At 64.8% G+C, this 24,064-nt stretch carries 21 protein-coding genes and 3 pseudogenes; 14 read left to right on the top strand and 10 right to left on the bottom strand.

Annotated elements, in window-relative coordinates:
• Positions 1-31: 31 nt before the first annotated feature.
• A complete protein-coding gene (locus PX52LOC_RS21830) occupies positions 32-583 on the bottom strand; it encodes a hypothetical protein (protein ID WP_149112079.1) in 552 nt (183 codons plus the stop codon).
• A 321-nt stretch (positions 584-904) separates the two neighbouring features.
• Between PX52LOC_RS21830 and PX52LOC_RS42005 the strand changes: the two genes are divergently transcribed.
• From PX52LOC_RS42005 to PX52LOC_RS21810, 4 genes are all read left to right on the top strand, one after another.
• Complete coding sequence (locus PX52LOC_RS42005; protein WP_218575130.1) at positions 905-4,996, top strand: rhamnosyltransferase WsaF family glycosyltransferase; 4,092 nt, start codon at positions 905-907, stop codon at positions 4,994-4,996.
• 153 nt (positions 4,997-5,149) lie between these two features.
• Positions 5,150-5,782 (top strand): class I SAM-dependent methyltransferase, encoded by a 633-nt coding sequence (locus PX52LOC_RS21820; RefSeq protein ID WP_168219137.1) that lies wholly within the window; start codon positions 5,150-5,152, stop codon positions 5,780-5,782.
• 146 nt (positions 5,783-5,928) lie between these two features.
• Positions 5,929-6,753, top strand: a complete 825-nt coding sequence (locus PX52LOC_RS21815) for a class I SAM-dependent methyltransferase (RefSeq protein ID WP_149112077.1) — start codon at positions 5,929-5,931, stop codon at positions 6,751-6,753.
• 108 nt (positions 6,754-6,861) lie between these two features.
• Positions 6,862-7,314 carry a class I SAM-dependent methyltransferase gene (locus tag PX52LOC_RS21810; protein WP_218575129.1) on the top strand — a complete coding sequence of 151 codons (453 nt, stop codon included), beginning with the start codon at positions 6,862-6,864 and terminating at the stop codon, positions 7,312-7,314.
• Between the two features lie 663 nt (positions 7,315-7,977).
• Here PX52LOC_RS21810 and PX52LOC_RS21805 read toward each other — a convergent pair.
• The gene (locus PX52LOC_RS21805) at positions 7,978-8,583 is read right to left on the bottom strand and encodes a winged helix-turn-helix domain-containing protein (RefSeq protein WP_149112076.1); all 606 of its coding nucleotides are present in this window, start codon (positions 8,581-8,583) and stop codon (positions 7,978-7,980) included.
• A 270-nt stretch (positions 8,584-8,853) separates the two neighbouring features.
• On the opposite strand from PX52LOC_RS21805, the gene PX52LOC_RS21800 reads away from it, so the two are divergent.
• From PX52LOC_RS21800 to PX52LOC_RS21780, 5 genes are all read left to right on the top strand, one after another.
• Positions 8,854-9,555 carry a hypothetical protein gene (locus PX52LOC_RS21800; RefSeq protein ID WP_149112075.1) on the top strand — a complete coding sequence of 234 codons (702 nt, stop codon included), beginning with the start codon at positions 8,854-8,856 and terminating at the stop codon, positions 9,553-9,555.
• Between the two features lie 465 nt (positions 9,556-10,020).
• Positions 10,021-11,152 (top strand): IS3 family transposase gene (locus tag PX52LOC_RS21795; protein WP_390637529.1). Its coding sequence is split into 2 segments (ribosomal slippage): positions 10,021-10,302 and positions 10,304-11,152, totalling 1,131 coding nucleotides; the frame shifts between segments, so codons are not numbered across the junction.
• Positions 11,153-11,488: 336 nt separating this feature from the next.
• Positions 11,489-12,046 carry an SgcJ/EcaC family oxidoreductase gene (locus PX52LOC_RS21790; RefSeq protein ID WP_149112074.1) on the top strand — a complete coding sequence of 186 codons (558 nt, stop codon included), beginning with the start codon at positions 11,489-11,491 and terminating at the stop codon, positions 12,044-12,046.
• Positions 12,047-12,123: 77 nt separating this feature from the next.
• Positions 12,124-12,405 carry a hypothetical protein gene (locus PX52LOC_RS21785; RefSeq protein WP_149112073.1) on the top strand — a complete coding sequence of 94 codons (282 nt, stop codon included), beginning with the start codon at positions 12,124-12,126 and terminating at the stop codon, positions 12,403-12,405.
• A gap of 624 nt (positions 12,406-13,029) precedes the next feature.
• Positions 13,030-13,338, top strand: a complete 309-nt coding sequence (locus PX52LOC_RS21780) for a hypothetical protein (protein ID WP_149112072.1) — start codon at positions 13,030-13,032, stop codon at positions 13,336-13,338.
• Here PX52LOC_RS21780 and PX52LOC_RS21775 read toward each other — a convergent pair.
• Positions 13,335-13,688 carry a DUF6794 domain-containing protein gene (locus PX52LOC_RS21775; RefSeq protein WP_149112071.1) on the bottom strand — a complete coding sequence of 118 codons (354 nt, stop codon included), beginning with the start codon at positions 13,686-13,688 and terminating at the stop codon, positions 13,335-13,337. The genes PX52LOC_RS21780 and PX52LOC_RS21775 overlap by 4 nt on opposite strands.
• 533 nt (positions 13,689-14,221) lie before the next feature.
• Between PX52LOC_RS21775 and PX52LOC_RS21770 the strand changes: the two genes are divergently transcribed.
• Positions 14,222-14,632, top strand: coding sequence for a hypothetical protein (locus tag PX52LOC_RS21770; RefSeq protein ID WP_218575128.1), 411 nt, complete (start codon positions 14,222-14,224; stop codon positions 14,630-14,632).
• Here the strand turns inward: PX52LOC_RS21770 and PX52LOC_RS21765 are convergent.
• The 5 genes and pseudogenes from PX52LOC_RS21765 to PX52LOC_RS43995 all read right to left on the bottom strand — a co-directional run.
• A pseudogene (locus PX52LOC_RS21765) lies at positions 14,619-15,550 on the bottom strand (IS110 family transposase). The gene PX52LOC_RS21770 and the pseudogene PX52LOC_RS21765 overlap by 14 nt on opposite strands.
• A gap of 201 nt (positions 15,551-15,751) precedes the next feature.
• Complete coding sequence (locus PX52LOC_RS21760; RefSeq protein WP_149112069.1) at positions 15,752-16,249, bottom strand: transposase; 498 nt, start codon at positions 16,247-16,249, stop codon at positions 15,752-15,754.
• A gap of 203 nt (positions 16,250-16,452) precedes the next feature.
• Positions 16,453-16,581 (bottom strand): annotated as a pseudogene (locus PX52LOC_RS44000) (IS110 family transposase); the annotation flags it as partial.
• A 555-nt stretch (positions 16,582-17,136) separates the two neighbouring features.
• Positions 17,137-17,265 carry a hypothetical protein gene (locus PX52LOC_RS43375; RefSeq protein ID WP_261345027.1) on the bottom strand — a complete coding sequence of 43 codons (129 nt, stop codon included), beginning with the start codon at positions 17,263-17,265 and terminating at the stop codon, positions 17,137-17,139.
• Positions 17,266-17,311: 46 nt separating this feature from the next.
• Positions 17,312-17,509: pseudogene (locus PX52LOC_RS43995) on the bottom strand (IS630 family transposase); the annotation flags it as partial.
• 1,119 nt (positions 17,510-18,628) lie between these two features.
• On the opposite strand from PX52LOC_RS43995, the gene PX52LOC_RS21750 reads away from it, so the two are divergent.
• Positions 18,629-18,868: a hypothetical protein gene (locus PX52LOC_RS21750; RefSeq protein ID WP_149112067.1), complete on the top strand. Its 240-nt coding sequence runs from the start codon at positions 18,629-18,631 to the stop codon at positions 18,866-18,868.
• An 880-nt stretch (positions 18,869-19,748) separates the two neighbouring features.
• Here the strand turns inward: PX52LOC_RS21750 and PX52LOC_RS21745 are convergent.
• Both PX52LOC_RS21745 and PX52LOC_RS21740 read right to left on the bottom strand, forming a co-directional pair.
• On the bottom strand, positions 19,749-20,333 hold the full coding sequence (locus PX52LOC_RS21745) for a DUF3592 domain-containing protein (RefSeq protein ID WP_168219136.1): 585 nt from the start codon (positions 20,331-20,333) through the stop codon (positions 19,749-19,751).
• A 157-nt stretch (positions 20,334-20,490) separates the two neighbouring features.
• On the bottom strand, positions 20,491-20,673 hold the full coding sequence (locus tag PX52LOC_RS21740) for a hypothetical protein (RefSeq protein WP_149112065.1): 183 nt from the start codon (positions 20,671-20,673) through the stop codon (positions 20,491-20,493).
• 134 nt (positions 20,674-20,807) lie between these two features.
• Between PX52LOC_RS21740 and PX52LOC_RS21735 the strand changes: the two genes are divergently transcribed.
• The 3 genes from PX52LOC_RS21735 (at position 20,808) to PX52LOC_RS21725 (ending at position 23,854) form a co-directional block, all read left to right on the top strand.
• The gene (locus tag PX52LOC_RS21735; protein ID WP_149112064.1) at positions 20,808-21,086 is read left to right on the top strand and encodes an EF-hand domain-containing protein; all 279 of its coding nucleotides are present in this window, start codon (positions 20,808-20,810) and stop codon (positions 21,084-21,086) included.
• A 1,921-nt stretch (positions 21,087-23,007) separates the two neighbouring features.
• Positions 23,008-23,493 carry a hypothetical protein gene (locus PX52LOC_RS21730; protein WP_149112063.1) on the top strand — a complete coding sequence of 162 codons (486 nt, stop codon included), beginning with the start codon at positions 23,008-23,010 and terminating at the stop codon, positions 23,491-23,493.
• A gap of 64 nt (positions 23,494-23,557) precedes the next feature.
• On the top strand, positions 23,558-23,854 hold the full coding sequence (locus PX52LOC_RS21725; protein WP_149112062.1) for an RNA recognition motif domain-containing protein: 297 nt from the start codon (positions 23,558-23,560) through the stop codon (positions 23,852-23,854).
• Positions 23,855-24,064 lie beyond the last annotated feature (210 nt).

The raw sequence follows: 24,064 nt of genomic DNA, 5'->3' as shown, positions 1-24,064 counted from the left end.
GAGGCCGTAATCGTCTGCCCGGTCGGTGATGTCAGGCGGGGCGGAGAAGCGTGCGGAGCCGGTGGGCGAGCCGCCAAGCCCGCGACCGCCGCACGAGTTCCAACTGTTGGTGGGCGTTCGCCAGAGCATCTTGTTGCTGTCGAATGACAGCCAGGTGCTCCCGCTCGCGATTTCCCAGAACGTCTTGCAGGTGGTGCACCGATTCTCGGGCCCGCACCTCCGCGTTCAACGAGGCGACCGTGGCTTGTAAGGCGTCGTTGTGGGATCGCAGTTGGTCGATCGTGGCCTGGAAGTTTTCCGCAGCGGCGGCGTGGTTCTGAAGTTGAACTTGCGATTGGTGCAACTCGGCCTGAAGGCGGCGGGCATCGGCTGCGCCCCGTTCGGTCGCCTCTTGAAACGATGCGAACTCCTGGCGGACAGCGGCAAGGCTTCGCGCCTGATCTTGCAGAATGCGAAACCGTCGCTTCCAGTACGACAACACTGCCGCGGCGTCCGGAGGGGACTCGGCCGGTTCGTCGAATAGGCGGGCGAGTTCTGCCCGCAGCAGTCCGGCTTCTGAATTGATCACGGGGGGCAACTTCATTGGATGACTCCCGAATCTCGACGTCGAGGGAACGCGGGGAAATCCCCTGATCGGCACAATGCGTGTATTTCCTATCGGCGGCAACACGCGAATGGCTTTAACTGGGTTGCGCTCCCTAAAGGGAGGAAATGGCGACGAGTTGCGCCACACGCGCGGATGTTGAAGTGAAATTGGCCTCTCGGAGTTCACCGAAAATGCCGAAAATGCCGACTGTAACACGTCGGTGGTTTGCATGAATTGTGTCAAGATTTCAGACGCGATGACCGATCTGGATCGAGACGTTTTGCGTGGATGTTACGAACATTGTACCGAGAGATGGCCATGAGCTTTGAAGCCAACGCAGTGGAGTCTAACTCGGATGATTCGGTGGTGACGCCGGCACTCACAGTGTTTCGGTCCAAGAATTCGGAGCCGGCTGCGGAAGTGTTCGACGGCCTTGAGATCGCCATTGAGCACCCGAAGCGGTTCACGGGGGTCTCGGCGTGGGCGACGCACACGCCGTTCGCCATGCAAATCGTGGCGATGTTGCGTCCGCGGGTGCTGGTCGAACTCGGAACCCACACCGGGGATTCCTACTGTGCGTTCTGCCAAGCCGTCGACGCCCGTCATCTGCCGACGCGCTGCTACGCCGTCGATACCTGGCGTGGCGACGAGCACAGCGGCGAATACGACGAATCCATTTACACAGACCTGCGCCAGTACAACGAGGCAAATTACAATCGGTTCTCGGTGTTGATCCGCTCGACCTTCGAGAAGGCGTTGCCGTACTTCACGGACGGCTCAATCGATCTGCTGCACATTGACGGCTGTCACACCTACGACGCCGTGCGGAGCGACTTCTCTTCGTGGCTTCCCAAGCTGAGCGACCGGGCCGTCGTTTTATTCCACGATACGAACGTACTGGAACGAGAATTCGGGGTCCGGAGGTTCTGGGACGAGATCACACAAACGTACCCGTCGTCGTTCGAATTCCTTCACGGGTATGGCCTGGGGGTACTCGGCGTCGGTTCACGGTTGGCCCCAGAGGTGATGAAGTTATTCAACGCCAACTTCCACGAGACGAACCGCATCCGACAACACTTCTCCCGGCTGGGCGACCAAGTTCTTCAGACCGAAAGTCTCCGCAAGCAACTAGTCAATTCGCAGGCAATGCTGTCCCAAAAACAGAACGAACTCGGCCAGAAACAGGACGAACTCACCCAGACACGAGGTGCGTTAGCGGAAGTCCAGCGGCGGGTCGATTCTGCCGCGCAGGAACTCGCCGACTCCGAACAGCGAGTCGCGATCGCTCAACAATTGCACTCCCTCAGTTGCGAAACAGCTCAATCATTACAAGAGCAACTTGCCGCGGAACAAGCAAAAGTTGAGCAACGGATTGCAACCCTCAACGGACAGGCCGCGGAAGTCGAGCAGGACTACAAACAACAGATTGCAGCGATCAACGGCCGAGCCGCGGACGTCGAGCAGAGCTACAACACGCTCCGCAACGAGGCCGCAGAGAAGCAGCCACAATTCCTGGCCATCCGCCAAGAATTGGGCGTCCTGCGGGTCCGCGCGGTGGACCTGCAGCAACAGCTCGCGGAATCGCAAGCCAGCCTGTCAACATTGCAGCAAGACGTCGCGGCGGAAAAGTCCCGGGCGGGACAGGCCGTCCTCCGCTCGCAGCTCGCCGTCGCCGATTTCGAGCACAGCCGGTCCAGCTTCGCCCGCGTCATGCAGCAATCGGAAGAAGCGTTACGGCAGGAGCGAGGTTTGCGCGAACGCCTGGTCCGTGAGGAGTGGGAACACCGTCAGGCTCTGGACGCCGCCTTGAGCCGCACGCGAGAAGCCTCCAGCCAATTGCAGAATCAGTTGGATTACGCCCACGTGCAACTGTCCAACTATCACCACCGTCACCACGACCTGACGGCCCACGCGGGGCACCTGAACCACCTCTTGCACTTGGCTCACACCGAAATGTTGGCCGATCGGAATAGCCTGGCGTGGCGGACCGTCCTGCGGTTCCGCCGCCTGAGGCACGCGGTGGCCCCGCCCAACACCCTCCGCGGCAAGTACGCTTACGGGCTAGTGCGCATGCTTCGCGTGTGGAAGCGTGACGGGTCGATCGGCCTGAGTAAGAAGTTCGTGAAGAAGACGCTCCAAAAGCTCCGAGTGTTGCCACGCCCGACGGCGCTGAACGCCATCCCGCCCGCGCTCGCAACCTTCGACCCCACTCCTTCAGTTCCGGAGGCGATCCCGGTCACTCCAGAACCAGTCGGCGTGGCGGCAGAGAATATCATCGTCCACCGCCCGGTCGAAGAGTTCGGATACTCTCCGACCACGAGTAAGGCGTACGTCCCGCCCGTCTACATTCCTCCGCATTACCGGCTGGCCGGTCAGTTCTCCGAAACTTTGCCCCTGCGATCGCCCGCGACCGCGTTTAATCCAGGCGCCATCCACTTCGCCTGGATTATTCCCGGCCCCAGCATCGGGTCGGGCGGGCACATGAACATCTTCCGAATCGCCAACTGGCTGGAGAAGTTCGGGCACCGGCACACGTTCTGGATCTACGACCCCCGGCCCGGCTTCACCGAAACACAGTCTCGCGAGATGATCGTCAACCACTTTTTCCCGCTGCAAGCGGAGGTCCGCCACCTCACGCACCCGGAGGAAATTCGCGGGGACGTGTTGATGGCCACCAACGCATGGAGTGCGTACCCGGCCCGGGCGGCAACCCACGTTCGGCACCGGTTCTACTTCGTGCAAGATTACGAAACCACCTTCGAGGCGTCGGGGTCGGGGTCGCTCCTGACCGAGAACTCGTACCGGTTCGGCTTCACCTGCATTACCGGCGGCCGGTGGCTCGAAAACTTGATGCGGGAGAAGTACGGCAACCGCGCGACGGCCTTCGAATTCGCTTACGACCCCACGTACTACCACCTGGATACCCGCGTCCAGCGGGCTCCGAATCGGGTGGCCTTCTATGCCCGGGCGTTGACGCCGCGGCGGGCCGTCGAACTCGGGTTGATGGCGCTGGACGAACTCGCCCGGCGGATTCCGAACCTCGAAGTCGATCTGTTCGGGCAGGACATCAACCCCGGCCCCGTGCAGTACAAGTATCGCAACTTGGGGGTGCTGGGCGCGCAAGAACTGGGGCGGATGTACCGCGAAGCCTCCGTCGGCATCGTGCTGTCGGCGACGAACTACAGCATCATTCCGAACGAAATGATGGCGTGCGGTCTCCCGGTCGTGGACCTGGCCGGCGACAACAACGCGGCGGTTTACCCGCCCGGGGTGATTGCCCTCGCGGAGCCGAGCCCGACCGGCCTCGCCGGGACAATCGAGCGGCTGTTGACCTTCCCGGAACTGCGGGACAACCAACTGCTGCGGGCGTTCGAGTACCTGAAGACGATTGACTGGGAGGGGAGCGCCCGGGTGGTGGAGCGGGCGGTCGTGGGAGCGGTCACGGATACAGCGGCAGCCGCTCCGACGGGCGGCAACCGGATTTTTGTCAACCCGCCGGCACCCGCTCAGCCGCGATTCCACGGCCCTATCCTGATCGTGGGTCAGCCCGAGTATTATCGCTCGGCCTACTACGACCTGCTGTCGGACGAGCGGAACGTCGAGTTCCCGATTACGTCAGCCGACTGGAACGTCTTCCAGCACCTGCCGGCGTTCGCCAAACAGGTGCGGGCGAAAACCGTTCTCGTCTTCCGCCCGGAGTGGTTCACGGCTCAGCCGGAAGCGTTTAAGGCTCTCAAGGCCGACGGGATTTCGGTCATCGGGTATTCGTCGGAGCCGGTCCCACACTCATGGAACGGCCCCCAGCATCCCGACCAGATTCAACGGTTGCGTTCCCTGCTGGCCGCCAACCGGTTGGATTACGATCTGATCGTCCACTTCGACCCGTCCTCGGGCGAACTGCTGAAGTCGCTCGGATTCGGAAAATTGGTCTGTTACCCACTGCCGGTGAGCCGAAAACTCTTCTACCCGGAGAAGGTCACCCCCGATTTGGACATTTGCTTCCTCGGCCGGGGCACCGACTACCGCGAGCAGTTCTTGATGCCGTTGAAGATGCGGTACAAGATCGCCCACGTCGCCCACGGCCTCCGCGACGAGGACGCGAGGGAGTTGATGAACCGCTCGAAGGTGGTCCTCAACATCCACAACAACGACTACCCCAACTTCGAGAACCGTGTCGCCCAGGCGCTGGCGTGCGAGCGGCCGGTGATCAGCCAGACGTTGTCGGGGAACATTCTAACCCCCTGGGTGGATTACATCCCCTTCGACACGCCCGACGAGCTGTTACAGCGGACGACCGAGTTCCTGAAGAACGGCAGCGAGACGGCATGCCCGACGGTCGCGAAGTACGACCTCTTCGAGATGCGTAACTTCTGTCAAGCGATTGGGCTCGAGTATGACGCGAGCCGATAAGTTCAAACTCTTTGAAGGAGTAGTACGATGATGGCCGTTCGATCCCGTGCGTTTGAAAACCGCGAACACCGCCGCTATTGGTGGCATAAAAACCCTTCGCGAAAATACGTCCCCCCGGCTTACGCGCTTCTTACCGATGCGGAGTGGGATGTCTTGGAGGAGTGGTACGACGAGACCGAACGGCACAACATGGTCGGGGAGTGTACCGTTCCGCTAGTCTCCATCGTGCAGGGCTTCGTGGGCGGAAGTGGCATCACGCGGATCGTGCAATGCGGCCACTACGTAGGTTACTCGACGTTAATGCTCGGTTTTCTCTTACGCCACATGGGCCGGAAGCAGTCCCTGTTCTCCATCGACATTGACCCGCTCGCCAACAGCGTCTCGCAGCGGTGGGTCGATCGGGCTCAATTGAATGAGCAAGTCCATCTGGAACTGGGCGACTCGTCAGACCTCTCCATGCCAGCACGCGCGACCAAATACCTGGGAGGAACGCCACAACTCGTCATTATCGATTCGTCGCACGAATACCACCACACGATCCGCGAACTGAACCTCTGGTACGACGTAATTCCGCCCCACGCAATGATTCTCTTGCACGACACCAGCATCTTCGCTGCCCCCTTCGATTCGGGTAAGAACGGCGGCGTCCGCCAGGCCCTGGCCGACTGGGCAAAGGGCAAGCCGGTGGCCGTTCTGAACTTGAACGAGTCGTTCAAGTCTGGAGACGGGAACGACCTAGTCTACGCCGACCCGTGCGGGATCGGGTTGATCCATAAGCTCGCCTAAAGGGGCTGACTGTGCTGAACACAGTCCGGGCTGGTGCGTTCTGCCTGGAGAGTTAGCAGGGCGTCGTCATACGGTCAGCCATCAACCACTCGGATGGCTGACCGTCCAATTCATTCTTGCGCTTCTCGATCCACGAGGCCGATGGCATGGCAGTCAGTACGATGTTTGACCCAGTGTCATCTTGCTCGGTTTGTGGGTCAGCGGACCGCGAGGCACTTTTCACGCGGCACGACGGAGGGATCGGCGCGGACCTGTCGCTGGTCCGCTGCCGGTCATGCAATCTCGTGTACCTCGCGCCACGGCCGTCGTTGGCATTCATCGAATCCCTGGAAGGCAATAGCTCCGTCTACCTCATGCCGCCGGACGAAATGGCCTCAAAAATCCGAGCCCTTAACGACATGGTGGCCGGCCTCGAGCAATTCACGACCCGACGAAAACGGCTAGTGGACATCGGATGCAACCGCGGTCTGCTCCTCGAAGCCGCCCGCCGACGAGGGTGGGATTGCATCGGAGTAGAACCCTCCGAGGCCGCGGCACAACGGGCGCGTCTCGACTTCGGCCTGAGGGTGGTAAAATCATCTGATGAGATTGCCTCATCCGAACGAGACTTCGATTTAGCGGTTGCATGGTACGTGCTGGACCACACCCTCGACCCCGTGCAATTCCTGATCGACGCGTCGAGCCTGCTGCGGCCGGACGGCGTGCTGGCACTCCAAGTCCCGTCCTTCGACTTCATCAGCTCGTTCGCCTCACAAAATCGAATTTCGCACCTCATCTGTGCCGTCCACACGTTCTACTTCACCGAGAAGACGATGCACGCCGTGTTGGCCAGAGCCGGGTTAGAACCATTCTTCGTGCTCAATAATCCCGACGACCTGATGCTGACGGTCCTCAGCCGTAAAAAAACGTTCAACGCGGCTTCGGCCCCGCCGAACCATCCGGTCGAGGCCGGACACCTGAGTGCCGTATAACTCGCTCAGGCGTTTCATGGCTCAGATACTCCACCCGATTGATCGCAATGGGTGTGTCGAGGCTGTTGAATCGCGTCGAAAGTGATTACCCGCGAACGGAGCGAGTTCATGGCACTCTGGGCCGAGTTCCTCACCAACACGCAACGACTGATTCACAAGTGGAAGCACTACTTCCCGATTTACGAACGACACTTCCACCGGTTTGTGAATCAGGACGTGACCCTGATCGAGATCGGCTGTGGCGAAGGTGGCTCACTCCAACTCTGGAAGCGGTACCTCGGACCTCACGCGAAGATCGTTGGAATTGACATCGAGCCGAAGTGCAGCGGCTACGCGGAAGATCAAATCGAGATCCGCATCGGGGATCAATCCGACGGCACTTTCTTACAGAAGGTGGTGACCGAGTTCGGGCCGCCGGACATCGTTCTCGACGACGGCAGTCACGTCATGTCCCACCTCCGTGCCACGTTTGATTTCCTCTATCCGAAGATATCCAAGTCGGGCGTCTACATGGTTGAAGACCTGCACACGGCTTATTGGGATGAGTATGAGGGGGGCTGAAGCGGCGCGGGAGTTTTATCGAATACTGTAAAGACCTCATCGACGAGTTGAACGCCGATCACTCGCGGGCAGCCCTAAGCCCTACTGACTTCACGCGCACGACCCTCTCGATGCACGTGTACGACAGTGTCGTGGTGTTTGAAAAGGGGGCACACACGTCAAAGCACGCGCCGAGAATCGGGCAGCCGCCCGGCTACTGATCCGTAGGTTATCCGGGCTGTTCATGTATCGGTTCTGGGAACGGCAAATCGGATGCGGCCCACGGTCGGCGTAGCAACCGGGGTTGCACTTCAACTCGACCAGTCGTTCCACGACCCACTCGCCCAGGTGGTGGACATCGTACGGCACGAAGTTGGACGACGGCCCGTACTTCCGCCAACTCCACACACGGCCTCGACCGGGACCCGGTCCGGGCCGTACGCTGGCAACCGCTCGAGCCGTAGCCGCGGGTTCCGGACGAGGAAGGCCCGCGCCCGCATCGCCCGGCCCGCGATGGTTCGCCCCACCATCCCACACGATGATGACCTTCCCCCGCAGGTGCCGGAGCAGGTCCCGCAGGAAGGCCACGACCTTCTCGGCCGTGAAGTACCCGTCCGGATCGGTGGCGAAGTCGAACCCGAGGCGGCGGGCCGCCGGGGACATCGACTCGGGCCCCGATCACGCTCACCTTGTCCAGTTGCCGACCCCAGGCGTCGAGGACCGGCATCCGCCCCTTCGGAGCCCAAGTCCGGCGAACGACGGCTTGAGGAACAGGCCGGACGCGTCGATCCAGACGACGTGAGCAAGCTTGTCGGCCGTTTTTTGGACCGCCGGCCATGCCTCGGTCCGCCCGCGGTCGATCACCGCCGGGGTTCGCTCCCGGGCGCGCTTGGCCGGCTTCTGCGGGGTCAGGTTGCGGCGGGTCATCCACTTCCGCAAGTAGTTCGGGTAGTACGCCACGCCGAACTTGCGGCGGATCAACTCGGCCGCCCGGCAGGCCGTCCACAGGTCGGTCGGGAACCCGTGCCGGGTCGGCTTCTCGTTTAGCCAGGCGAGGATCTTCTTCTCCTGAGAGGGCGTCAGGAACGGCATTCGCCCCGGGTGCGGCGTGCCGGCCGGGCGGTCGGCCCCGGCGGCGCAGTAGGCCCGCACCCACGTGTTGACGGTGACCGGGTGGATGCTGAGGAAGTCGGCCACGTCCTGCTGGGACCGCCTGGCCGCGACCTTATCAACGGCCAAGCGGCGGGCTTCCTTGTCGGCGGCGGTGCGAGCGGGTTCCATGGTGGACATGGATTATAGACCGCACCGGCAGGACGCAATCCCGCGTCGAGTCGGCCCGCCAGCAAGCCCGTACCCGCCTCGCGTTGATGCGACAAGCGGCGACGAAGGGGGCGAGAGGATCGAAGGCCGGACGAACGGACCGACCCGCTCCGCGACCTGTGGCGGCAGTGACGGATTGAGCCATTCCGCGACGCCGCCGCCAACGATTTCCGTTCTTGTGTCGTCGTGTAACGGACCGTATTCTTGACGGACGCCCTTACACCCGGACCGAGCCTCGCGATGATCGCCTATTTCAAGCGGCAAGCCCACGCCTTCGTCGTCGGCGGCTGTATTCTCTCCGTCATCGGTATCGCGTCCGCCATCTATCTGCCCGGCCGCCGGGACCGGGCGAACGCCCTGAGCGTGGAGGCCCAGCGGATCACCTTGGCCGACCTCGCGGCGAACGGCCCCGGCGGCAACCGCCACGTCATCGTGACCGACTACGACTGTGCCCCGCACTTCGCGTACGAGATCACCCCTTCGAACGCGGACTCGGAACCGGGCGTGCGGCAAGAAGGGCAGGGTCGCGCGTGGCTGCCGTTGTTCAAGAAGACGCCCCCGACCGCTGACCCCGAGGCCGAACCGACGGCCTTCGTCGTACTCTTGGAGACGACACCTACGTCCGCGAGCGGGGCCGGGTTCCGCCTCCTGAGCCGGAAGAGGGAGATGGAAGGGGTCGTGTTTCCCCTCCCGCAACGCGGCCTTTTGCCCGAAGTCCGGGGGCACTTGGCGAACGACTACCCGGACACGGACTTTTCCGCGTGCTGGCTGTTGGAGCAATTCGAGCCGCGGGAGAAGGACGACGCCCCGTTCTTCGCCGACGCCCTACTCGTGGGCACCGTCGTCGGGTTAGTCTTCGGCCCGCCGGCCGTTGTCGCCGGACTGGTCTGGGATCGCCAGAATATGCGGAAGTCTCGCCGCCGCCGGAACCGAGCCGAGTAACCTCCCGCCCCGTTGACCCGGCGCGAGGGGGCGGCTACTCTTGGGCGGAAGTCTGAATGTCTCGCGTGGGGCCGTGGGGCCACGCGGCCCGTGTCTCATGGCAAAGGGCGCTCATGTTCAACATTGCGTGTCCGTGTGGGAAGACGATCCCGGTGCGGGCGGGGCAGGCCGGCGGGACCGTCCCGTGCGGGTGCGGGCAAACAGTCCCCATCCCGACTCTCGGTGAGTTGCGGCGATCGGCGGCGGATGCAGGCGGGATCACAACCCCGTCGCCGACTCAACATGACTGGCGTGCGTGGTGGCGGGGCGTTTGGCTCCTCGTCGCCGGGTGTGCCTGTCAATTGGTCGCGGTCCTGCTGCCCGGTGTCATCGCTCCGACGACGGGCGTAGTCATGGCCGCGGCTATAGTGGACCCCGAAACTGAGACCGCCAGGTAAGCTACTCTGGCGGCCCTCGGAGGTGGTCCTGATGACGGCGAAGCGGAAGACCCACACGGCGGCGTTCAAAGCCCAGGTCGCTCTGGCCGCGGTGAAGGGCGACAAGACGGTCAACGAGTTGGCCGCCCACTTCGGCGTCCACCCGACCCTCATCCACGGGTGGAAGAAGCAACTCCTGGCCGGGGCCGAGGCCGTGTTCGCCGCCGGAGCGAAGGCGGTCGCCCCCGGCGACGACCAGACACCCGCGCTGTACGAGCAGATCGGCCGGCTCAAGGTCGAGCTCGACTGGGTGAAAAAAAAAGCTGCGACGTTCGGTTGACGACCTGCGGCCGCTGATCGACCCCGGGCACGCCGACCTGAGCGTCCGTCGGCAGTGCCAACTGGTCGGGCTCGGCCGGGCCACGTACTACCGGGGGCCGGCCGAGGAGTCGGCCGACAACCTGGCCCTCATGCGGCGGATCGACGAGCAGTACACGGCCTGCCCGTTCTACGGCAGCCGGCGGATCGCCCGGTGGCTGGCCCGCAACGGCCACCCGGCGAACCGCAAGCGGGTCCAGCGGTTGCTCCGGGTCATGGGCCTGGAAGCCATCCACCCGAAGCCGAAGCTGTCGGCCGGGCGGGGCCACCCGGTGTACCCGTACCTCCTCCGCGGCGTGCCGATCGACCGCGTCGGGCAGGTGTGGAGTGCCGACATTACATACCTGCCGCTGCCCGGCGGGTTCATGTACTTGGCCGCCACCATCGACTGGTACAGCCGGTACGTGGTGGCCTGGCGGTTGTCGAACACGCTCGACGGGGCGTTCTGCCGGGACATGCTGGACGAGGCGTTGGCGGCCGGCACCCCGGAGGTGTTCAACACCGATCAAGGGGTGCAGTTCACGGCCGGGGCGTGGGTCGAGCGGGTGGAGGCGGCCGGGGCGCGGGTGAGCATGGACGGCCGGGGGCGGTGCCTGGACAACGTGTTCGTCGAGCGGCTGTGGCGGACGGTGAAGTACGAGGACGTGTTCCTGCGGGGATACGAGACGGTGACCGAGTTGGAGCGGGGGTTGAAGGCGTACTTCACCTTCTACAACGAGGCCCGCTTGCACCAGTCACTGGGGTACAAGACCCCGGCCGAGGTGTACCGGGCCGGACGGTCAAAAGAGCCGGCGAAGGAGTAGCTTAAATTCGTCGGTTTTTGGTCTCGCAAATGGGGTCCACTATAGGCCGTCCTGCTGCTGGCCGGCTATGTCCTGTCGTTCATCGGGACGCTCGGGATCGGATTGGGCAAGGGATTGTCTTTAGGCGTCTGCCTGCTGCTCGTCTTCGTCATCCCGTTCGGCGGGTTGGTCGTGCTATTCTTCCCCGGTAAGGGTGCAGACGCGACGCCGTGACGGAAGAGTAGTCGCTCAGTCGGTAGTGATGTGGCCACCCCTCGCGGGAAGGTCGTTGACCCGGCGAGAGGCGGCGGGTAGGGTGAGGGGCGACCGTCCATCTCTCATCGCAAGAAAGAATCCATGAACACGCCGAAGGTCATCACCGGCCCGTTCCTGCTGCTCACCGCGGCCTCGTTGTTCTGGCTCGCCGGGGCGTTCGCCCGGCCACCCGAGGCGGAGACGCCCGCCAAAGCCCATCAACTCTCGGCGGGGGACGAGAAGGCGATCCGGGACGCCGTCAAGGATCAGGAAGCGGCGTGGAACAAGCACGACATGAAGGCGTTCACGAAAGCGTTCCGGGACGACGCGGAAGGCGTCAACGTCGTCGGGATGCACTGGCGAGGGAAGACGGAAATTTTGAAGCACCTGACGGCCTACCACGACACCATCTTCAAAGACTTGGAGGAGACGATCGAAGAGGTGAACGTCCACGCGACCGGCGTCGGGTCCGCAATTGCCGTCTCGGTCTGGAAGGTTGGCTCGTTCAAGGTGCCGAGTGGCATTGTCGTGCCCGCGTGCCGCCACCGGAGTACCCTCGTGCTGGCGAAGGCGAGCGACGGTTGGAAGGTGGTGCACTTCCACAACACGACCATCAACGAGGTTGCCGTGAAGAACGCCCCCGCCCCGCCGAAGAAGTAGTGTCCCCATCCTCAGCACCACGCTTCACTCCCTTCCCGTGCCACAATGCCGCCCTCACTCCCACCGAGGGCCATCCCGTGCCGCTATCCGTCCGTGAACAAGACGCCGCCGCCGTCCTCGCGAAGCATCATGCCGAGAAGGCCCAGCGAGTGAAGGATCGCATCGACCGCCTCGAACGCATCGCCGTTGCCAAACTCCGCGGCCGTCTCGCCATCGCGGGCAAGAAACCGCCGACCCGTGCCGAAGAGAACGCCGCCGCCGAGGCCGCCGTCCGCCAAGACGAGCAGGACCGCGCCGCCGCCCGGAGTCGTGAAGCCCACGATCACAACGACGTCCCCGCCCACCGTCGCATCCGCTAGATCGTCGGTTCCAGACGCCGCGAATTCGTGGCAGTCGGAGTGACGATTTCTGGCCCCCTCCGTCGCGTGATGAAACGGTGGTCGATTTCACCCGCCAGTTTAACCCTTCGTTTCGCCAGTCGAATTCTGGCCCGTTCACGGCGTCGTAAACCCCTCGCGTCCGGTCGCGTCGTCGGGTAGCATCACCGCGAGGGGTAGATGATGACGGAAGCAGAGTGGCTAACGGGGACGAACTCGTGGGCGATGTGGTTGTTCGCTCGGGACAGGGCGAGCCGTCGCAAAGGGTTGTTGTTCCAGGCCGCCCGAGGTCGAACCGTGTGGCCTTTTTTGGCGGACCAGAGAAGTCGAGACTTAGTTTTAACGGCTGAACTGTTCGCGGATGGATTGGCACCTTATGAGGATCTGCTGATCGCAACGGAGGCCTCGCGAGCAGCGGGGCTCGAACTTCGCCATGCCGCCTTGGCACGTCTTGGCGACGCGCGAGGCAAGGCAAGGACTTTTGTAACAGAGGCATTCAAGTCCGCTGCCGCGGCGGAAGTCGCCCAGTTGTCCGCGGCGGCGGTTTTTCGAGGCTCCCTTCTAGGCGATTTGCAGACAGACGACCCGCACGACCTATCGGTTGAAATGCTTCAAGAGGCTTTCGGAGTACTCACTTCAAATACGACGTACCTCCTCCGCGACATCTTCGGCAACCCGTTCCGCCCCATCGCCTTCTCCCCCGCCTGGCTCACGCCCGCCGCCGTCGGCCTCGCGGAAGCGATCTACGCCGACCGTGCCTTCGACCGCCTGCCGATCCTCGCGGATGCGCTCCAGGACGCCGGGTGCGAGGATGTGGACGTGTTGAGTCACTGCCGGGGCGACGGGCCGCACGTCCGCGGGTGCTGGGTCGTGGACGGCGTGCTCGGGAAGGATGAGCGCGGGACGGATCGCTAGAGCCGCGCGCCCACCGGGCGTGTAACGTGCAGACCGGTCCCCAGCGTGCTCCTCATGGCGGCGACGGCGGACGCCTTCCGTCCCGCCGGATTCGTTACAATCTGTTGTTGGCGTCCGCGAAACCACAGTTCCTCGATGACGAGTTGGGCTGCCGTGTCCGGGCAGGCCACCGGTTGGTCGTCGGCGTCGATCACCCGCCCGTCGTTCCACAGGCCTAGGCGGTTGCGGATGACGACCCCCAGCGTGTAATCGAACTGGGAAAGGAACTTGAACGGGCAATCCCGGAGGGCCGTCCGCTCAGCCGGGCCAAGGTCGGCGTCGATGGTGTCGGCCGCTTCGGGCACGGACACGGGCCTGGTCCGCCACACATTGAGGCGGGCGAAGAGTGGTGATTCGTTCGTCGGCGTCATAAGGCGAATCCGTTCTTGCGGGTGGGGGCGTGGTCTGAAGGCGAGGGTATCCCACGCCCCGCCCGCGGGCAAACGATTCGCCGAACGGTGGCGGACATTTCGGGCTTCCCCTGACACGTGGCAGGAGAAATGAAGCCTTCGGCTCACAACCCTGACCCCTTCTGACACGCTTATTTCGAGAGCGACCGGCCCGCAGTGTCGAGTGCCATTTCTGCTGCCCATGGCCAGAACTGAGATCAGAAGCGTTGAAACCGACTGCCCACTCAGAAACGCGCCGGCCGGGTTGGTTCTTTCCACCAGAGCAGCGCAGGGTGCGTTACCGTGTTAGCCTGCGCGGCCGACCGCCGATCGCCTCGGCGTAACTCGCCACCAGAGATCTTGACTGACGCTCGCCGGCCGGGTCCAATGTCGTGCCGGTGTTAACATGCGCCGGCGCAGGCTAATGCTCTATTCGGCGGCAGGAGGGCTTGCGGGTGGCACAGTTTGTCAACTACATCAGCGGCCACCTGGACCTCACGGCGGCCGAGTCCGAGGCGCATTACCGGCCCGCGCTGGACGCCGCGATGGCTCGCAGGGAGGCGTTCGTGGTGGGCGACGCCTGTGGGACCGACGCCCTGGCCCAGAGCTACCTGCGGGGCAAGACGGTGGCGGTGGTGGTGTACCACATGTTCACCGCCCCTCGGAACAACGCCGGATTCCCGATGGTCGGCGGGTTCGAGTCCGATAGGACGCGGCGGGACGAGCCGATGACCGCAGATTCGCACCACGACATCGCCTGGGTGCGTCCCGGCCGCGAGAAGTCGGGCACCCAAAAGAATCTGGACCGCCGTAAGGCTCAAAGTCCCGCCGAACCAGCGACTGTGTTCGTTGTCAAGCCGTCGTAGCCATTTTTCCGTCCCATGCGCGGCCGTCGCGGATCACGGCGTTGGCGATCACCAGCAGCTTGCGGGCGACGGCGATCAACGCCACCTTCGACGGCTTCCCTTTGCCCTTCAACCGCTGGGCGAAGTCCCGCAGCGGCCCGGGCACGCGGGCGACGGCGAGTGCCCCCATGTAGAGCGCCCGGCGGACCTCCCTCCGGCCGCCGCGGATGTGCCGCTCGCCTCGCCGCCGGCCGCTAGCGGCTGCGAACGGGGCCAACCCGGCCAGGGCGACGAGCTTGGCCGGCGGCCGGGTGCCGAGCTCCGGCAGGTCGGCCGAGAGGGTCCGGCGGACGACCGGCCCGACGCCGGGGATGGACCGCAGCAGCCGGTCCCGCTCCCGCCACGCCGGGGTGCGGCGGACGATGGCGGCCACCTCGGCATCGATGTCGTCGGCTTGTGCGTCCAGCCCGGCCACGTGCGCTTCAATCCCGCGACGGATGGCGGCGGGAAGGCCCGGCCGGACTCGGTTGCCCTCGGCCGCCCGCATGCGGGGCAGTTGCCGGCGGCGGTCCAGAAGGCCGCGAGTCGCGCCCGATCGGCGTCCGGCGGGGCGGCCGGGGGCGGGCCGGCGACGGCCGCGAAGTGGGCGAGCACGGCCGCGTCGATGGGGTCCGTCTTGGCGTGCTGGCCGATGCCGGAGGCGAACTGGCGAACGCGCCGCGGGTTGACGACGGCGGCCAGGAGGGCGGCCAGGGCGTCGGCCTCGTACCCGCCGGTCGCCTCCAGCGCGACCAGCGTCGGGATCAGCCGCCGGACGCGGGCGACCAGGTCGGCGATGCCGGCCGAATCGTTGCGAACCCGGAAGCGGTCGCCCGGCCGGGCGGCCACGGCCAGGAAATCCTTCGACACGTCGATCCCGACGGTGATGGGGTCGGCCATGTGCCCTCCTCCGAAAAATCCCGGCCGTGCCCAGTCTCGCGAATCCGGCCTCGGGGGCGGATGACTGTTCGGGCTTGAGCCGGGATGGGTCGGGGGCGGCGGTCAAGCTGGTTCACGGCCTCGGGGGCCGGATAGCGGGCGACCTACCGCCCCCGGAAAAGTGGCCGCGAATGCGAAGGGAAGATACAAGGTAGCGTGTTGTCAAGTGGCGATTCTTGACCCCCGATTCGGGTCGAACGGCGTCCGATCCTTGAGGACGCCGTAGCGGATCATCACGAGCTTCCGCATGCACGCCCCGATCGCCTGCTTCTTCGCCTTCGGGCCCCCGTCCCGCGTCGGGTCGGTCCGAGCCGCGAAGAACCGACGAAGGATGGGATTGAACCGGACGGCCGTCTGGGTGAGCACGAACAACGCCTTCCGCAGGCGGGCGTTCCCGGCCTTACTCAATCGGGTCCGCCGCTTGACGCTCTTCCCGCTCCGGAACGCCTTCGGGGCCCGCCCGCCGTACGCGGCCGCCGCCGGGGCGGCCGGTAGCCGATCCACCGCCGGCCGTTCGGCCAGGACGGTCGTCGCCGTCGGCCGGCCGACGCCGGGGATCGACTCCAACAGGTCGCGGTCGGCCGCCCGGGCCGCGGCCGCCGCGACCACCGCGTCGGCCGCGGCCCGGACGCGGGCGGCCTCCTGGCCCAGCAGTCGCACGGTGGGGGTTGATCGACCGGCGGGCGGGCGTGTTCAACGCGAGCGAGGCGAGCCGACCCTTCTCCCGGGCGGCCATCTCGACGAGGTCGTCGACCCGCCGCACCAACGCCTGCAATTCCCGCACGGCCGGCGGCGGGGGTTGCAGGCGTTGGTGGCCTCTCGCGGGCGGCGTACCGGGCGATCAACTCGGCGTCGGCGCGGTCGGTCTTGTTGGCCCGGCGCCAGGCCAAGCCGGCGTACTTGACGCGGGTCGGGTTGACGACGCTGACGACCCGGCCGACGCCCGCGAGGTGAACGGCGAGGGCATCGGAGTACGGCCCGCACGCTTCCATGCAAAAGTGCAGGCCGGCGGCCCGGCGTGGCGGCCGGCCCAGGCGGCGAGGGCGGCGTGCCCCTTCGGATCGTTGGCGTACGGGGCCGCCTTGACCTGGCCGTCCGCGAGGAGGCAGGTGTCGAGTGCGTCCTTGGAAACGTCGATGCCGACGAACGCGGTCGCGGAGTCGGTGCCCACGGCGTCCCTCCCCTCGTGCTCACGGATGCGGGGTGGCGTCCGAGGACGGTCCCCGGATAGCGTCCGAGGTCGAGGAACGCCGGTAGTCGGTCCGCAATCTGATTCTCGAGGTCAAGCCTTAGGCACTGCATGCGGTTGGTCCGACCGCCGGGCCTCGCGCTCTCACGATGACCGCATGCGAACATGTGAGGTGCTGCACTTGACACCGCGGCACACCTCGGTTCTGGTAGTTCATAGGTCGCTGAGTGCGGCCGGGCCCATGAGCGGGGTCGTTCGGCGGCGGAGGGCTTTAAAGCGGTTCCCGAGTCGGTGTAGCGGTTGAATAGTCGCGACAGGCGAAGTAGTTGCGGCACTCCTCGGCCGCGAACGTCGTCGATCACTCGCCCAGGTAGCCCTCGACGGCCCGCACGGTCCGCTTGGTCGCCGCCCGGTGTCGGGCCTTCCGCTTGGCGAACGCCTTTTCGATCGGGTTGAGGCCCGGGCGGTACGCCGGCGGCAACCGCAACTCGCACCCCGGCCCGCTTGTGGCAGGCCAAGTTGTCCATTACCACGCGGTCACCCGGCCGCAGCGCCGGGACCAACGGTTGCTCGACGTACGCCACGAACACGTCACCCGTCACCGCTCCGTCGATCACCACGGGGGCGGTCATCCCGTCCGACCGCCGGGCGGGCACGAACGTGGTCGTCTTCCCGTGCCCGTGCGGCACGTCCATCACCAACCGCGGGCACCGGCCGTGCGTCCGGGCCATCCGGGTACTCGCCCACGTCGCGTCGACGAACACCAACTTGCCCGGAGCGAGGTGCGGCTGGCCCGCACGCCACGCGGTCCGAGCCGCGGCCCCATCCGGGCGGTCCGGCTCGCCGGCTCGGACCGACTTTTTTCCCGCGGCAGCCCGAGGGCGGCGAGGGCCGAGCGGGACCGGGGCAGCGCGAACCGCTCGGCGGTACTCGGCCCGCGTCGCGTCTGGGGCCGCCGCGACGGCCGGCCGGATCGCGTCCGCGTGGGCGACCCGGCCGGGTGTGGGTCCCCGCGCGGATCAACGGGCGTGATCCGCCCGGCCCCCCCGCCGTACTTGCTGGACCCGCCGGACCCAAGACTCGCTCGCGCGATACTCGATGGCGATGGCCCGGGTGCCCGGCCCGGGATCACAATCCGCCAGCACCCGCGCCCGCACATCGGCCGAGGACGCCCGCTTCGGTGGCCCTCCTGTGAGTCGCCAACAAACTAACCGACCCGCGCACCCGGCGCTTGATCATCTCGGGAACCGCTCTAGAAACGCACGCCATTCGCGACGGTCCAAACGGTGCCGATGACGACGTGACGTTCACCCACTCGCGAGACGGGGTCAAAGAACGCCCGATTTCGCACGCCGCGACCGCGAGGGAAGACGCCAGTTTCACGCATCAAAAACTGCCCCGATTTACCCCTCGAATATCGCCGCCGTTTTCGGCCTAAATATTGGGAGCATTTCGGGTCGTCGAAGCCATGTGCTTTTGGTAATACTTTGTAAAACTATCTTTATAGGAAAAGGTGCGCCGATACGGGCGTGGTCTCCCCTTCTGGAACGCGCGTTCGGCCCCCCCACCTCTGACGATGGCCAGTGGGCACGTCGCTTTACTCGTCATCGCAGTCGTTGCTCTCGTCACCGCCCTATCGCTCGCGTCGTTCTGGCGGCATCGGCAGCGACCTGCAACTCTACGGCGGTAGGTGACTGACCCTTTAACGCGAGCTTATACCTCAACTCGCGTTGGGCGATGTCCCGACTTCCAGCGATGCGGTCGGCCTCGCGGAACTGGCGGTGGACTTGGAGTAGCGGTGATGGCACGGGTCGTCCTCGATCGTGGGGGATGGGTCAGCGGATGCGCCGGTGACTCGGCACGCCGTTCCGGTTATCGGTCTCACGGAGGCGGGTTGCATCGCGGTCCTGATCGTCTTGGCTGATGGCGTCTCGTTCGGCGTCGGCGATCTCCTGGCGGGTCGGCGACTTGCCTTGCAGGGCGAGCACTGCCTTCACCTTGACACGGCCGATGCGATCACGCTCGCGTTGGTCACGGCGGGCATGATGGGCGGCGAAGACGGCAGCGTCTTCTTGTTCGCGGACGGATAGCGGTACGGGATGGCCCTCGGTGGGAGTGAGGGCACACTCTCGCACGGGGACAGGGCGGGAGGTGGTGCTGAGTGACGGGGGCCAATTCGGAAACGGATCAGATCAGGTTGTCGGGTCCGTCACTCTTGGTGAGATCGTCGAGCCGTTTCTCCAAATCCCGTATGCGACCTTCCTGCCCTCTCACGACTGCGATACACCCGGCACCTACCAAGGCCGTTGCAATGTACGCCCCCGGATCGCCGAGGCTGGCCGGCCCGCCGATCGCAATTCGGGCGACGGACCACGCGAGGGCCAAGACGCAAGCGAACACAGATACCGCCAAGAGTGGCAACACAGGGAGAAGAGACTGACGCACCGGGATGACCTCCGTCACGAGTGTTCAAGCCCGCAACGGTGAGACGGCGGGACAAGCTGGCTTCTGTGAGGCGACGATTCGTTGTACCAACTCGGCGACGACGACCGCCCACGCGGCCCCGCCACCCGCGATGAGAATCGTCCCCGCGATACCGTTCTCATGACCGATCACGAGCGTCCCAGTACCCCCATGAGGAACATCTCCCCGCGAATCAGATCGACCGACAACCAGAGGATGCCCGCGACCATTGCACCGACCCACAGCCGGAGGAGCACCGTCTGCGTCGTGACGCGGTGGGCGGGGCGGTTTGCGGTTTCGGACGAGGGCGTAGGCGGCCAGCAGACCCAAGCCGGCGATCAGCCCGCGGAATTCCCACGCCTCGATGCCGTACTGCAAGCCGGGCACGACGGGCGCGAGGAGTGTCGGAGACGTTTCCACGGCAAGCTCTCTACGAATCGCTTCACCCTACCCGCCCCTCGCGCCGGGTCAACGGGCGGGGCAGTCGCGGGCGGGATGAGTCGGGGATCAGATCGGGTCTCCGTACCCGACGTACCTCACCTCGTCACCCGTGACCCGCTCCGCCCGGAACAGCGGATATTCGCGGAATGCCAGCGGCGGGGATCGGCGGCACCTCAGGTACTGCACGCCACCCACAACGATCATGCCGACGACCCAAGCCAGTGCGATGCCGCCGACGGACGCGGCCGCCAGCGTGTCGAACCACGGGTTCTCGGCGAGTGCGACCGGGTAATTGATGCGAGGGTCGGCGGGCACGTACCGAACCTCGACGTGCCGCGTCTGGCGGGACCGTTCCCACTCCTCCGGCCAAACGGACGACCACAAGTCCTCCCGGCCGAGGCCCGGATCGGCCCTGGAGAACCGCTCCGGGCGACCGGGCACCGTAAACGTGTACCGAATTTCGTGTTGAACCCCGCCCCGCGAACGACTGGTCCGCCAGTCGTACACTTCGGCCGGAGTGACGACGCCCGTTCGTTGTAATCGCAGGTCGTCACTCGCAGCCATCCCGCCGAAGGCGAGGAGCGGAGCCCCCACGGCGAGCAGAACGACACACTGCACGACCCCTCGGCCGTTGAGGCGGTAACGAATCACTCGTGCGGCCCTTGTGGTCGGCAAGCGAAATACTTCTCCCTCGCGTCATTGGTGTATTCGACCGCACCGTCGGACGCGGGTCAAGTGCCGAGGCGGACGCGGTTTTGACTCTGTTCGCCCGCGACGGGGGTGGGAAGTGGCCGGAGGCTCTACCGCCTTACTGCCGCCACAGGTCGCGGAGCGGGTCGGTCCGTTCAGCCGGCCGTCGCTCCTCTCGCCCGGTGGTCGTCGCCGCTTGTCGCATCAACGCGAGGCGGGTAAGGGCTTGCTGGCGGGCCGACTCGACGCGGGATTCACGTTCGTGGTCGGTCTGACGTTCGGCGTCGGTGGTTCGGTTCATGATGATGGCTCGTGGTGATGTGCCCGGCGGCCCGGTCGGGGGCGGGCGGTGAATGAACAGCATGCAAACTTGCTGCCAATACAACGGCGTCGGGCGGTGCCGCTAGAGTAACCTCACCACCAGAGGGGAAGGCCATGCCGGACGAAGGGAACATCTCGGAGATACTGATGAAGGTTCGCCGCGTGGTAGACGCTCGCTTCGGCGGCGACATCCGGGCGGCGTTCGACCACTACGACACCAATAGGAACGGGTTGATGAGCATGTCGGAGTTGAACGCCCTGTTGGCCGATGCCGGAGTCGGATTTTGGCTCACCCGCTGGTCGTGGGTCAATGGGGTGGCGCACGACCTGGACGCGAACCAGGACGGCCGCGTCTCGTGGGCCGAGTTCGAGGACCGGTTCCGCCGCGTCTGAATCGCGGTCTCCCGCCCGCAGCGGCACGGGACGCGAGGGGGGTGGGTGAAATGATTCTCGGAAGCAGGTTTGCGACACTGTTCGTCCGCGACCGACGGTTCGGTTTCGACGCGGGTTGTTGGGAATTGACGACAGTGCCACCGGCCAAAATAAAGAAACCCCAGCCTGTTTAAGCCGGGGTTTAGTACTGAATTTAGTACGGACGAGTTGAGGGCGTTTCAAAAACCCCTATTTTTCTAGAGTACACCCGACAGGAGTTGAACCTGTAACCTTCGGCTCCGGAGGCCGACCGGACACCCACGCCGGAGGCTTGAAACTCAAGGCTTTCGACGTTCACGCCCGGGCCACATGTACCATCACATGTACCACCGCGCCGGACCTCTTCCGGGTCGCCATCGCCTGGCCCGCCCTGCCCTTCCCCATACAAGCGGCCATCCTCGCCCTCGTTGAGTCACAACAGCCCCAGGTTAAGCCAGCCCCTTTACCCATCCGCAAGGTCGCGTGACCTTCACCAATATCTGGGATGGTGGGAGGCAACGGCCAGTTGCCCAGAGTCCGAAACCTCTCACGTTCGTTCATGGGAGGTTGGGAGGGTTCGAAGAACGGAATCGGACGTTTCCCCAAAAGTGGCGTGTAGGGCGCTTTCCATGAATCGGCCCTCAACCCTCCCACCCTCCCGTCACAGGGGCCAACTCCCGCCCGGCCCGGAACCCTGATGGTGGCAACCGGCGAGCAGGGCCAAGACGAGCGCGACGAGGAGAGGCGCGAAGCGGGCGGGAACACCCTGCGTTTCGCACTGAGTGTCTTTCGCAAAGTGAACTATCGCGACTTCGCAGGTTGCGTGACGGGTGGGCCGAGGGTAAAGTCGGCCCCGGCTGGCGAGGGGTTCGGTAATCGGCCGTGTCCCACCCGTGGAAAGACACCAGCGGCGAGTCGACCAACTCCCGCCAGGATGCGATCGGCGGCCGAGTCCGCCGAACACTCGCTACCCGCGGTGTCGAGTTTGTTGCGACTGAGGCCCCCGACCCCTCGTCGGTCATTTGTCGTGGCATGGCAAAGCAAATACCAACTGACCCCACCTACGATGCTCACAAGGAGCGGACGAACGCTCGCCAAGTCGAGCAGTCCCGCCGCGGCGGGCATATGCGTTGCAGGAGATCACATCCCATCTCCCACAACGCCGTGCCTTCGCCTCTCAAGAAGCTACCACGATCGACCAAAAGCACGCACATCTTGGAACCCCGGCCGTCCCCGCGACACCGGGCGAATCGGCCTCGCAGGGGACGTTCCACCGTGGCGATGTTCCAACCCTTCGCCGTGACGCATCCTTGCGGGCCGCCGCGGAAGGGGTAGAATGACATGAAAATCACGTCGCGGGGTGCGCAATGGCGATTCGGCATTGGGTCAGCGACGACGCGGGATATGAAAACTGGCTGGCGGCACACCCCAGCGGATTCCATGCGAATGTGTGGAGCCGGCGTCGACCCGGCTACTTTCGCATCCACCGGGCGACGTGCGGCCTCCCCGACCGGTCAGCAATGGGGAGCGTCAATCCCCGAACGGGCAACCGGTACGCCAAGGTCACGGCGGATAGCGTGGCCGAGTTGGAGGCGTGGGCGTTGGCCAACGTACCCCAACTCGCCGCCCTCGGTCCGGTAAACTATTGCCTCCCCTGTGCCCCCACAACGAATCGATCCATTCTCGCCGAAATCGCTCCCAACCCCACTCGGTAACTCAATAACACCGGACGTACTGCGCGTCGCCGTGATGTCGCGGTCCCGTTGCGTCGTCTCGGCACTGCCCTTGTGCCCGGAGCGCGGCCTTGTCGTGGGATTCCGGGCCGGGTCGGGGCGAAAGCGGCTAGAACAACAGGGAGCGTCGGCAACTCGCGCGGAGAAGCGCGGCGCTCAACAGGGGCGGTATGAACAAAATCATCTTCATTGGCAACTTTACGGGCGGCTCTTTCGGGCTGCCGGGCGACCCGTCTAAGACCTTCCCGTACTACGCCCTCCAAAGCGACATCGATACCGAGTCCCAGTCCCACGAGTGTTCCCGGCTCGTTGCCTTCCGGATCAAGCAAGACGCCCAAGCCCGCCTGGACTCCCTGAAGCAGCGGGCGGCCGACGAGATTGCCACAGCCACGAACGTCCGTTCCGTCCGCCAAGTCAAACTCGCCCTCGGTCGGAACATCCGGGCGGCGATCGAACACCACACGGGCCAAGCCGTTCACACGTTGCGGTGGAGTGAGGCGTCCCGCCCTGTCGCGACCTTGAGCAAAAAGTTGGCGGCCCTCCTCCGGGGTTGCCCGGCCGGTGGGTGCGACGCCGTCGCGGACGGCAAGAGCTTTCGCGTCTGGATCGGTTCGAGCGGCCTTGCCGTCCACATCGTCGAGTTGAGTGCGGTGTAACCAGGCGTTCAGCCTGAGATGGACTTGCCCGACTGGATCCCACTTTCGAACGAGGCCGCGGAACATGGACACGAAATTGTACGTTAGCAACGTGGCCCTCACGACCACGGATGAAACACTCTTTGAAACCTTCACCCGGTACGGGGCCGTCAGCCGGGCCCGCGTGGTCGTGGACCGGGGGACAAAGCGGTCGCGCGGGTTCGCGTACGTCGAGATGTCCGACGGCGCGCAACAGGCGATCGAAGGGTTGAGCGGCTCCGAGTTGGACGGCAGCGTGCTCACGGTGGAACTCGCCAAGCCGCGGAACAACACCGGCATGAACCGCGACGGCTTCGACGGCGGGATTCCGAGGCTCAAGTGAGACGACCGGCTCTCGATGGCTGCACTCGCTTTCGTGAGTGATTTCGCGGGGGTCGATCCGCGATCGGCAACGCTCTGAACGTTGCTGGTGAAAGCAAAATGCCATCGGTAATCGAAGACGAATCAGCACTTCCGCCAAGGGTGTATCCAGTAGATACACCCTTTGTTCGTCAGCGACGTGAGCCGAGATGGTGACCGGGCATTTTATGCG

Source organism: Limnoglobus roseus (assembly GCF_008254045.1).
GTDB lineage: Bacteria > Planctomycetota > Planctomycetia > Gemmatales > Gemmataceae > Limnoglobus > Limnoglobus roseus.
This window is presented reverse-complemented; position numbering and strand designations above follow the sequence as displayed.

Coding starts and splice junctions, on each gene's coding strand:
- PX52LOC_RS21830 (WP_149112079.1), bottom strand. CDS start 583: ATGAAGTTGCCCCCCGTGATCAATTCAGAAGCCGGACTGCTGCGGGCA.
- PX52LOC_RS42005 (WP_218575130.1), top strand. CDS start 905: ATGAGCTTTGAAGCCAACGCAGTGGAGTCTAACTCGGATGATTCGGTG.
- PX52LOC_RS21815 (WP_149112077.1), top strand. CDS start 5,929: ATGGCAGTCAGTACGATGTTTGACCCAGTGTCATCTTGCTCGGTTTGT.
- PX52LOC_RS21810 (WP_218575129.1), top strand. CDS start 6,862: ATGGCACTCTGGGCCGAGTTCCTCACCAACACGCAACGACTGATTCAC.
- PX52LOC_RS21805 (WP_149112076.1), bottom strand. CDS start 8,583: ATGTCCACCATGGAACCCGCTCGCACCGCCGCCGACAAGGAAGCCCGC.
- PX52LOC_RS21800 (WP_149112075.1), top strand. CDS start 8,854: ATGATCGCCTATTTCAAGCGGCAAGCCCACGCCTTCGTCGTCGGCGGC.
- PX52LOC_RS21790 (WP_149112074.1), top strand. CDS start 11,489: ATGAACACGCCGAAGGTCATCACCGGCCCGTTCCTGCTGCTCACCGCG.
- PX52LOC_RS21780 (WP_149112072.1), top strand. CDS start 13,030: ATGCTTCAAGAGGCTTTCGGAGTACTCACTTCAAATACGACGTACCTC.
- PX52LOC_RS21740 (WP_149112065.1), bottom strand. CDS start 20,673: ATGAACCGAACCACCGACGCCGAACGTCAGACCGACCACGAACGTGAA.
- PX52LOC_RS21735 (WP_149112064.1), top strand. CDS start 20,808: ATGCCGGACGAAGGGAACATCTCGGAGATACTGATGAAGGTTCGCCGC.
- PX52LOC_RS21730 (WP_149112063.1), top strand. CDS start 23,008: ATGAACAAAATCATCTTCATTGGCAACTTTACGGGCGGCTCTTTCGGG.
- PX52LOC_RS21725 (WP_149112062.1), top strand. CDS start 23,558: ATGGACACGAAATTGTACGTTAGCAACGTGGCCCTCACGACCACGGAT.